This is a genomic window from uncultured Proteiniphilum sp., assembly GCF_937873925.1.
GTDB lineage: Bacteria > Bacteroidota > Bacteroidia > Bacteroidales > Dysgonomonadaceae > Proteiniphilum.
On sequence record NZ_CALNAT010000028.1, the window covers coordinates 18,574 to 28,662 of the forward strand.

A 10,089-nucleotide genomic window follows, 5' to 3' on the forward strand; every position below is an offset into this window, starting at 1 on the left:
GAAACATCTCCAAAATTACAGAAGGATATCCCATGACGACATACCTCAATACGAACAAGATCCACGATATTTCGAATTATCGCTTATTTACGTGATATATTGAATTATTACACAAATATGCAATATGGTAGATTATTGCTTAAATATGCAATATTTCGGATTATTGCATAAACATGCAATATTTTGTTTAACTTTGTGATTGCAAATAATAAACTACCACATCATGATAGGAGTTATAAAAGGAGATATCATCGCATCAAGGAAACTGACAGATCAGGATAAATGGTTATTACCATTAAAAAATCTGTTGGCGCAATGGGGTAAAACGCCCGAACAGTGGGAATTGGTTTGGGGTGATTTTTTTCAGGTAGAATTTGAGGATCCGGAAGAAGCACTCCGGAAAGCTCTCGCCATAAAGGTGCTGATAAAAAAAATAGCCCCGCTGAACGAGCGAAAGAAAATCAGTACTATAGATGTAAGAATAGGCATTGGTATAGGAGAAAAAACCTATTCAGGTGTAAAAATATCAGAAAGCAATGGATCGGCATTCATCCATGCCGGAGAGCGATTTGATGCCCTGAAAAAGGAAAAAATCACCATGGGAATAAAAAGTCCCTGGTCGCTTTTTGATGAGGAGATCAATTTATATCTGAAATTAGCAGGCACTTTTATGGACAAATGGACCATCTCTTCAGCAGAGTTGATACATGCAGTACTTCAAAACAATACCTATACACAAGAAGAAATAGGGAAACTATTGGGTATAAAACAAAGCGGTGTAAGTGGAAGATGGAATCGGGCCAATGTGGAGGAGATAATGGAAGTAGAAAAGATGTATCGAAAAAAAATTAAAAAACTACTATCATGACTTTACTCATCAAACTCATATTGGCTCACCTTATCGGAGATTTTTTATTGCAGCCGAAATCCTGGGTAAAAGCGAAAGAGACTAAAAAACTCCGATCTCCAAAATTCTATCTGCATATTTTATTGCATGGCATATTATCTCTATGGATATTATGGAATTGGAATTACTGGCTTTTGGCTTTGCTACTGATGTTTGTACATGGGATAATCGATATAATAAAATTGTATGCTCAAAGAGAAGACAATAAACCCAAATGGTTTTTAATCGATCAGGGGTTGCATATCTTCAGTATTTTGGTTCTGTGGTATATTTGGGCTGAACCAACGATCAATTTTCATGAATGGTTCGAAAATATAAATGTATGGGGTCACATAACAGCACTACTTTTTTTGACGGTAGTAAGTAGCATAATAATACAGGTTCTTATGTCCAATTGGTCAAAAGCCCTAAATGAGAGTAATGACGCATCCCTGAACAATGCAGGCAAGTACATTGGCATATTAGAGCGATTATTTGTATTTACATTTATAATAGCCGGCAATTGGGGAGCTATCGGATTTTTGTTGGCTGCAAAATCGGTTTTTCGTTTTGGAGATTTAAGGGAATCTAAAGACAGAAAATTAACGGAATATATTCTGATCGGAACATTACTCAGCTTTGGTATAGCCATCGGTACGGCGATGCTTGTGCTAAAATTAAATGAAATAGAGTAAATCAAGAATTAAAACGGATAATGAGTTGTTCAAAACAGTAGAAAGGAGTAAAACCGGAAGCCTCCTATATATTGAACAGAAATTATCTTAACATATTAGACAACTACAATAAAAGGGATTAAACATTCAATCCCTTTTTTTGTTTTAATAAGGAACGATTGTAACAGGAAATTGGAGATGAAAATTCATACGGCAAATTATATCGATACATTCATTGAAGTGGCAGAAGATACAAAAGTAAATCAGGGGACAATACCTCCGGTAAAAGATAAAAGAACCGTTGCGCAAATACAATACGAACTGATCAGCGGCAATCCCTACAGATACAGTTCCGACGACATTCTGTTTCAGGTATATGCGGAGAGGAACAACATACCGGAAAATGAATACAAACAGGCAAGAGAGCAATTCTTCTCAAAAGGACAACCCTGCTTTCGTGCTTCACCGTTGACCAAAAATTATGGTTTTGGCCTCCATAGTAACGGCGAAGGGAAGATCGCACTCTATGGAATGGAGACCGGAGCATATCGACAATTCTTAGCCGACACAACCATAAAAAAAGTAAAAGCAATGAAGTCCGGTAAATAAAAAAGACAGATTTTCCACAAAATAAATCCATAATTTGAACATGAATAAATTAATTGCAATAATATCGCTTATGGGCACCCTGCAAATAAGTTCGGCCCAGTCTCTGAAAACCGTCTCCTATACAGACGGAGCACAGGAATTGAATGGGTTGGTCACTGCCAATACAGGCCGGCAACTACCCGGCGTATTGATTCTTCCCGCATGGAAGGGAGTGGATAATGAAGCCAGAACAGCTGCCTTGGAATTGGAAAAAGAGGGTTATATTGCATTCATTGCGGATATCTACGGCAAAGGAAATATTCCCGAAGACAATGCATCCGCCGCAAAATTATCCGGCTCTTACAAAAACGACTATAAGGCATATCAGCACCGGATCGCAGTGGCGCTGGAACAACTGAAAAAGCAAGGCGCTTTGGCTGGTAAAATAGCTGTTATCGGTTATTGTTTCGGTGGCACGGGAGCCCTGGAAACGGCACGCGCAGGATTTGACGTACAGGGTGTCGTTTCAATACACGGGGGATTGGCCAAAGATGAAAACAGGCCGAATGTTCCGATAAAAACAAAAGTGTTGGTGGAACATCCGGCGGAAGATCAAAGCGTCTCCCGGAAAGATTATGACAACCTTGTGAAGGAACTGACCGAAGGCAATGCCGACTGGCAGATCATTGTATATGCCAATAGCGGACACACTTTCACCAACCCCGAATCGCATGAATACAACGAAATAATGGCCAAAAGAGCCTGGAAGCATACGTTGATGTTCCTCGAAGAGGTCTTAAAATAACGAAATAGTCGAATGTAATTGAACTTTTTCACGAATTCCAAAACAAAAAATAAAAAAACTCCGACAAAGAAAGAAGTGGCAGAATATATCTGAAAGCCTGCCGGAAAACAGAAAAAGAAGGAATTATTATGGGTAAAATAAAAATCAACGATACTGACCTGGAGATAACCCGCCTCAATCTGGGCGGAAATGTATTCGGATGGACATTGGATGAAACCAAGTCCTTTGAAATCTTAGATAAATTCATTGAAAAGGGGGGAAACTTCATTGATACTGCCGATACTTATCCCTGGTGGGTAAACGGAACAGGAGGATTGTCGGAAACCATTATAGGGAAATGGCTGAAATCAAGAGGCATGGTTTTGATATCAGCAAAAAACATATTCTCCAATCCGTAGATGAGTCGCTGCAACGGCTTCAGACCGACTATATCGACCTCTATTACACCCATTTTGATGATGAAAAAACGCCCGTCGAAGAAACATTATCCGCTTACGACGAAATGATAAAGGCCGGAAAAGTCCGCTATATAGCCGCTTCCAATGTTTCACCCGAAAGATTGACAGCCTCTTTTGAAGCGGCGGATAAAAACAATCTCCCCAAATATGTCGCTTTGCAACCCCATTACAATCTGGTAGAAAGGACAAAATATGAAAACGAATACCTGCCCTTGGTGGAAAAATACAATTTGAGTGTTTTTCCTTACTGGTCGTTGGCGGCAGGATTTCTGACAGGGAAATACCGTTCCGGAGCCGATTTCGGCAAGAGCGTCCGGGGTGCGGGAGCGAAACGATACCTGAACGAAAAAGGTTTTACCGTTTTGGATGCTTTGGATAAAGTTTCCGGAAAACACGGCACATCACAGGCAGCAGTCGCATTGGCCTGGCTTCTGGCTCAACCACATATCGGGGCACCCATTGCAAGTGCGACAAGCCAAAGCCAGTTGGAAACTTTGTTCGAAGCTACCAGACTAAATTTGGATAAAGAAGATTTGGATTTACTGGATAATTCAAGTAAATAGGCCAGCATTTCGCAAAGACCTTAGAGCGTTCTTGTAATGCTAAAAAATAACTATTTCGTTAAGCTAAATTAGCAAAGGGCAAACAAGTTTGTCCTTTGCCATAGAGAGAACTATTTCATTCAGCGAGTACAAATGTTGTTTGAAAGATATACATTGCAGAAATCATTTTTTAGGATGGAATTTGTCCAGGAGCGACTTTTAACATCTCTATAAAACAGTTTGAAAATTGTTCGGAAGACAGGTGGGTAACCGCCTCATCCGGATTCAAACCATATCTCTCAGAAAGTTCTCTTATTTGTCGTTTTCTGAATATTTTCTTTAGAGCCGTACGCACGGGTAAATCGGGAAATTTCAATATAAAGCAAAGGAAATCAAAATATTTTTCTTTCATCCCAATACTTATACGAGGAGATTGTTTTTTGCTTATCTTCACCAAGGCCGACTGAACTGTTGGCGGCGGCATAAAACTGTCCGGAGGAACAGTATAGACCAGTCTCAAATCAAAAAACGTGTGGTAAAACACCACGTAAGGATTGAAAATATTTCTCTGAAAGAGTTTTTGAGCAGATTGTAATTGCATTACCAGGCTGCCTTTTACAAAAAATTCCACATTATGGAACATCAACGATCTAAGTATGTGCGACGTAATACCGTAAGGGATATTGGAAACCACTTTAAAACGTCTTTGAGGGATTGAAAACGTCCTGAAATCCGATTCAATAATAGTAAGATTTTTGTTGAGAGCAAACTTCGATCTTAATTTTGCAACCAGGCGGGGATCATTTTCAATGGCTATCACATTTTCGGAATGCCTGACCAGATGGACCGTCAGGAATCCCTTTCCTGCACCAATATCCAAAACCAGATCATTTTTTTGTATTTCGGCTAATCGGATAGAATCTTTGATCAAACCGCTGTCCACAGTAAAGTGTTGTCCTGTAAACCTTACAGGCACTTTGTTTTTTTTCATTGTACATTTCTTTTGGATGAATACTGCACTGAAGAGGAATCACAGAAAAGTGACAGACAGTATTATCCGGCAGAAATAACAAAACTGCGTTGTCTTAACTTAAAAGAAAGACACAGCAAAACAAAGACTATTCTCAGGACTGTCTATCACTCAGATATTGGTCCAGGGTCTGCTGAAATACATAATGTGTATATTTATTCTTGCAAATGTATATGATTTTCTTTAAAAACTGATACCTTTGATAGTAGATAGTTTTTTAATGCTATGCAATTGATAAAACGAATAATGATAATCCTTGTAAGCGCCGTATTGCTATTGATCACGGCAATATTCTTCTATATACGGCAACCGAAATTCGGAAAAGCGCCAGGCGGGGAACGGCTCGAACAACTGTATAAATCCCCGAATTACAAAGATGGACAATTCCAGAATATCCATCTCACACCCAATTTCACCGAAGATCATTCCCCGGTGAAGATTTTTTTTAATTTTCTTTTTAAGAAATTCCCGCGGACAAGACCCGTTGACGAAATCCCGTCCGTAAAGACCGATCTGAAAGACCTGTCTATCCACGAAAATGTACTGGTCTGGTTCGGTCACTCCTCTTATTTTATTCAACTCGAGGGAAAACGGTTTCTGATCGATCCCGTTTTCAGTGGCAATGCTTCACCGATACCCAATTCCAATAAATCATTCACCGGGACAGATGTATATTCGGCTGATGATATGCCTGAAATTGACTATTTGCTCATCACACACGACCATTACGACCATCTGGATTATGCGACAATAATGAAACTGAAACCCAAGGTCAGGCATATTGTCTGCGGTTTGGGGGTAGGTGCACATTTTGAATACTGGAAATTCGATCCGGAAAGGATCACCGAAAAAGACTGGAACGAAAGCATGCCCATTTCCGATAACTTCACCTTGTACACCGCACCTGCACGCCACTTTTCAGGCAGAAGTTTTTCAAGGAACAATACCCTTTGGCTGGCGTTCATCCTTCAGACGGATGGCTTGAAATTATATCTCGGCGGCGACGGTGGATACGACACCCATTTTGCCGAAATCGGGGAAAAATTCGGCGGATTTGATTTGGCGCTTCTGGAGAACGGTCAGTATAACCAGGCATGGAGAGCCATCCATCTTTTACCCGAAGAAGGGTTGAAAGCGGCAAAGGATCTGAAAGCAAAACGCCTGTTTCCCGTTCATTCCTCTAAATTCAGATTAGCCCATCACCCCTGGGACGAACCGTTAAAAACCATTACTGAACTGAATGATAAGGGGGATCGTTTACCTTTGGTAACGCCTAAGATCGGTGAAATTGTCTATCTGAACGACACGACACAGGTTTTCAGCAAATGGTGGGAAGGAATTAATTGAAAGTTGATCATCGTTTATGTAATGGAAGAAAATGCCACAAATCGATATGTATTTACCATTATAGTCCCGGTTTATAATGAAGTAGAGAACATCGGCCGATTAGAAGAAAAACTACAGCACTTCTTACCCCGGTCCCTCTGCCCTGCCTGTGTGCTGTTTGTCAACGACGGTTCCACCGATGGCAGCGGAGAAAGAATACACAGTATTTGCGAACGGAATCCTCATTTTTTCTATCTCGACATGAAAGAGAACGGCGGATTGAGTGCTGCTTTGAAAGCCGGATTCGATTACTGTTTTTCAGAATTTGTGGGTTATATGGATGCCGATATGCAGACCGATACTGACGACTTCAACCTGTTGCTCCCCCATCTGGTCGATTATGAATTGGTGACCGGCATACGCGCCGATCGTAAAGACTCATTCTTCAAGAACCTGCAATCGAAAATTGCCAACGGATACCGGCGGATGATGACCGGCGACGGGGTATCTGATACGGGATGCCCGCTGAAAGTGATGCATACTGTATATGCCAAACGTGTACCGATGTTCAACGGAATGCACCGGTTCCTTCCGGCACTCATTCTGTTGCAGAACGGCAGAATACAACAAATCCCCGTACGCCATTACCCCCGTATGGCGGGAAAATCGAAATATCACTTGTGGAACCGTCTCACCGGCCCTTTTATCGACTGTTTCGCCTACCGGTGGATGAAAAAACGCTATATCAATTATCAGGTGAACAACAGCAATTTAGGTTGATCTATGCAGGGAACAGCGAGTTGGATTTATGCGATTGGTTTTTTAGCACAGGCCTTTTTCTCGGCCCGGATACTCTACCAATGGATTGTTACCGAAAAAGCGAAAAAAATAATTTCTCCTCCCGCATTCTGGATACTGAGTATTTTCGGTTCCTATCTGCTTTTTATCTACGGGGTGTTGAGAAATGATTTTGCCATTATATTCGGACAATTCCTCGCTTACTACATTTATCTGTGGAATCTCAATATACAGGGTATCTGGAAGCGGCTGAACGTGGTGTTAAAAACCCTTCTTTTATTGACCCCGGTTATGGCCGCGGCTTTCCTGATGCGCGATATGGATGTCTTTACCGCCATTTTCTTCCGGCAGAAAGATATCCCTCTCTGGTTGCTGATTTTCGGTTCAGCCGGCCAGGTGCTGTTCACATTCCGGTTCATCTATCAATGGATCTACTCGGCCCATCGTCACCGATCAGTGTTACCAATCGGTTTCTGGATCATCAGCCTGCTGGGATCGGGCATCATCGTCGCTTACGGTATCTTCCGTCTCGACCCTGTCCTTATATTGGGACAATCGGTAGGTTTCGTAGCTTATGTCCGCAACATCATGATCGGTTTACAAGCAAAAAAAATAATGAGTTAATATGCCAATGTGAATAATGATGTTATAAGAAAAGAAGTCGAAAGTGGAGAAGTGATTGATTTAATGATTTTGAAATCTTGAATTTGAAATTTTAAATAATCGGATGAAGACTAAATACCTTTACTTGTTTTGGTTCATAGCGCTGCTTCCGGTCATGATCCTGCGGGACTACACTCCCAACAACGAGCTGCGCTACCTCAGCATTATTGATGAAGCTTTGCGCAACGGCAACTTTTTCACCTTCACGCTGGATGGCGAAATCTATGCGGATAAGCCGCCCCTCAGCTTCTGGCTGATGATGGCCGGAAAAGCCTTGCTGGGCAGCCACCGGATGTGGTTTCTGTCACTCTTATCGTTTGTGCCCGCCCTGGTGGTACTGATGACAATGGAAAAATGGGTGAGAAAAGAAAAACCTTCCGGACCCCAACCCGACGCTTTACTGATGCTGATGACCGGCGGACTGTTTTTGGGACTTGCCATCACCATACGTATGGATATGCTGATGGTCATGTTCATCACTCTCTCATTCTATACTTTCTTTAAAATCTACCGGGGAGAGGCGAAGAAAGGGGACGCTTACCTGTTTCCCCTCTATGTCTTCCTGGCTCTTTTCTCGAAGGGGCCTGTCGGCATACTGGTTCCGCTGCTTTCCACACTGCTGTTCCTGCTGTATCGGGGTAAAATCCGTACATGGAAACAGTATTGGGGCTGGAAGAGCTGGCTGATACTCCTGCTGGGGTGCGGTATCTGGTTCGCCGGGGTGTATATGGAAGCAGGAGATGCATACCTGCACAACCTGTTAGTGTATCAAACAGTGGGACGAGGGGTCAATGCTTTTCATCACCAGCTGCCCATTTATTATTACACCATCGCGATCTGGTATTCGCTGGCGCCCTGGATGTTCTTATCCATAGGGCTGATCATAGCGGGAGTGATTCGGAAGAAGATCCAAACGGAAACTGAGAAGTTTTTCCTTACCATTATCCTGACGACCTTCTTCATGTTATCGCTGATCAGCTCTAAACTGGCGGTGTATCTGCTTCCCGCCATACCGTTCTTTATCTATCTCCCGGCCATGCTGCTCGACAAATTCGATGAAAAAAACAGCTGGTTGCGGTTTTCCGTAGCTATCCCCGCACTGGTTTTCGTGGCAGCCCTGCCGGCTGTTTTCTATATGGCGGGAATCGATGAACTTTCTTATATTGCTGTACCGCTGGTCTATGCCGCGGCAGCCGCCACCTCCCTCGGCGGATTAGTGGTCTTATACCTGCTGTTCCGGCAAAAAGCACTCCGCCCATCTATCCGTGTGATGGCTTTCACCCTTTTATTGACGGTCTTTATCGCCGGATGGGCCATGCCGCAACTGAATCCTTATATAGGATGGAGCAAATTATGTAAGGAGGCGGTACGGATAGCCGAAGAGAAAAGAGCTTCCGAATATTATGTATATAAAATTTCACGGGCCGGAAGTATGGATGTTTTTCTGGAAAAAGAAGCTATGGTCGCTTCCAAAGAGGATATACTGAACGGCGCCCTATCCGGTCAACTGCTCCTGTTACCTGAGAAAGCACTGTTGAATAACAGCCGGATTCAATTTGCTATATCAGGCAAAGAGCAATATAAAACCGGTCCTTACCTTATTGTTGTTTTTTAATCGAATGAATATGAAGATATTGGTCACCGGCGCTGCCGGATTTATCGGTTTTCACGTCGTACGGGAATTGCTCCGGCAGGGATATGATGTGGCCGGGCTCGATAATATCAACGCCTATTACGATGTCCACCTGAAATATGCCCGTCTGGCCGAAACAGGTATAGCACGGAAAAAAATAAAAGAGGGTGAATGGGTACAGAGCAATAAATACCCTACCTACCGCTTTATCCGGCTCGATCTGACAGATGCCCAAGGACTTTTCACGCTCTTCCGTGACGAGCGATTCACGGACGTCCTCCATTTTGCTGCGCAGGCAGGGGTCAGATATTCCCTCGAGAATCCATTGTCGTATATCAACTCCAATATAGTAGGATTTACCCACCTGCTGGAAGCATGCCGCTCCTACCCCGTCCGGCACCTGCTCTATGCCAGTTCCAGCAGTGTGTATGGAAACGATACCCCCACCCCTTACAAAGAATCGGCCCGGACCGACCACCCCGTGAGCCTCTACGCCGCAACAAAAAAAGCCAATGAACTGCTGGCGTACGCGTATAGCAAACTCTACGGACTGCCGGCTACCGGTATCCGCTTTTTCACGGTTTACGGCCCCTGGGGACGCCCCGACATGGCGCCCTGGCTGTTTATGTCGGCCGTTACGGAAGGGAGACCCATCAAGGTATTCAATAGCGGAAAAATGCAACGGG

At 43.0% G+C, this 10,089-nt stretch carries 10 protein-coding genes and 1 pseudogene; 10 read left to right on the top strand and 1 reads right to left on the bottom strand.

Annotated elements, in window-relative coordinates; translation table 11 throughout:
- Window positions 1–223: 223 nt before the first annotated feature.
- The 5 genes and pseudogenes from Q0502_RS01850 (at window position 224) to Q0502_RS01870 (ending at window position 3,974) form a co-directional block, all read left to right on the top strand.
- Window positions 224–868, top strand: a complete 645-nt coding sequence (locus Q0502_RS01850; protein ID WP_298646441.1) for a hypothetical protein — start codon at window positions 224–226, stop codon at window positions 866–868.
- Window positions 865–1,581, top strand: coding sequence for a DUF3307 domain-containing protein (locus Q0502_RS01855; protein ID WP_298646442.1), 717 nt, complete (start codon window positions 865–867; stop codon window positions 1,579–1,581). The genes Q0502_RS01850 and Q0502_RS01855 overlap by 4 nt, the downstream gene beginning before the upstream one ends.
- A gap of 177 nt (window positions 1,582–1,758) precedes the next feature.
- A complete protein-coding gene (locus Q0502_RS01860; protein WP_298646443.1) occupies window positions 1,759–2,169 on the top strand; it encodes a DUF6157 family protein in 411 nt (136 codons plus the stop codon).
- Window positions 2,170–2,209: 40 nt separating this feature from the next.
- The gene (locus Q0502_RS01865) at window positions 2,210–2,953 is read left to right on the top strand and encodes a dienelactone hydrolase family protein (RefSeq protein WP_298646445.1); all 744 of its coding nucleotides are present in this window, start codon (window positions 2,210–2,212) and stop codon (window positions 2,951–2,953) included.
- 128 nt (window positions 2,954–3,081) lie between these two features.
- Window positions 3,082–3,974 (top strand): annotated as a pseudogene (locus Q0502_RS01870) (aldo/keto reductase).
- Window positions 3,975–4,143: 169 nt separating this feature from the next.
- Here Q0502_RS01870 and erm read toward each other — a convergent pair.
- Window positions 4,144–4,944 carry a 23S ribosomal RNA methyltransferase Erm gene (gene erm, locus Q0502_RS01875; protein ID WP_298646447.1) on the bottom strand — a complete coding sequence of 267 codons (801 nt, stop codon included), beginning with the start codon at window positions 4,942–4,944 and terminating at the stop codon, window positions 4,144–4,146.
- Between the two features lie 285 nt (window positions 4,945–5,229).
- Here erm and Q0502_RS01880 point away from each other — a divergent pair, with 285 nt between their 5' ends.
- The 5 genes from Q0502_RS01880 to Q0502_RS01900 form a co-directional block, all read left to right on the top strand.
- Window positions 5,230–6,330 (top strand): MBL fold metallo-hydrolase, encoded by a 1,101-nt coding sequence (locus Q0502_RS01880; RefSeq protein ID WP_298646449.1) that lies wholly within the window; start codon window positions 5,230–5,232, stop codon window positions 6,328–6,330.
- A gap of 21 nt (window positions 6,331–6,351) precedes the next feature.
- Window positions 6,352–7,089 carry a glycosyltransferase family 2 protein gene (locus Q0502_RS01885; RefSeq protein ID WP_298646451.1) on the top strand — a complete coding sequence of 246 codons (738 nt, stop codon included), beginning with the start codon at window positions 6,352–6,354 and terminating at the stop codon, window positions 7,087–7,089.
- 3 nt (window positions 7,090–7,092) lie between these two features.
- Window positions 7,093–7,731, top strand: coding sequence for a lipid-A-disaccharide synthase N-terminal domain-containing protein (locus Q0502_RS01890; RefSeq protein WP_298646453.1), 639 nt, complete (start codon window positions 7,093–7,095; stop codon window positions 7,729–7,731).
- Between the two features lie 103 nt (window positions 7,732–7,834).
- Window positions 7,835–9,385 (top strand): dolichyl-phosphate-mannose--protein mannosyltransferase, encoded by a 1,551-nt coding sequence (locus Q0502_RS01895; RefSeq protein ID WP_298646455.1) that lies wholly within the window; start codon window positions 7,835–7,837, stop codon window positions 9,383–9,385.
- 10 nt (window positions 9,386–9,395) lie between these two features.
- Window positions 9,396–10,089 (top strand): NAD-dependent epimerase/dehydratase family protein (locus Q0502_RS01900; RefSeq protein ID WP_298646456.1); only part of this gene is annotated, 694 nt, incomplete at its 3' end.

Coding starts and splice junctions, on each gene's coding strand:
- Q0502_RS01850 (WP_298646441.1), top strand. CDS start 224: ATGATAGGAGTTATAAAAGGAGATATCATCGCATCAAGGAAACTGACA.
- Q0502_RS01855 (WP_298646442.1), top strand. CDS start 865: ATGACTTTACTCATCAAACTCATATTGGCTCACCTTATCGGAGATTTT.
- Q0502_RS01860 (WP_298646443.1), top strand. CDS start 1,759: ATGAAAATTCATACGGCAAATTATATCGATACATTCATTGAAGTGGCA.
- Q0502_RS01865 (WP_298646445.1), top strand. CDS start 2,210: ATGAATAAATTAATTGCAATAATATCGCTTATGGGCACCCTGCAAATA.
- erm (WP_298646447.1), bottom strand. CDS start 4,944: ATGAAAAAAAACAAAGTGCCTGTAAGGTTTACAGGACAACACTTTACT.
- Q0502_RS01880 (WP_298646449.1), top strand. CDS start 5,230: ATGATAATCCTTGTAAGCGCCGTATTGCTATTGATCACGGCAATATTC.
- Q0502_RS01885 (WP_298646451.1), top strand. CDS start 6,352: ATGGAAGAAAATGCCACAAATCGATATGTATTTACCATTATAGTCCCG.
- Q0502_RS01890 (WP_298646453.1), top strand. CDS start 7,093: ATGCAGGGAACAGCGAGTTGGATTTATGCGATTGGTTTTTTAGCACAG.
- Q0502_RS01895 (WP_298646455.1), top strand. CDS start 7,835: ATGAAGACTAAATACCTTTACTTGTTTTGGTTCATAGCGCTGCTTCCG.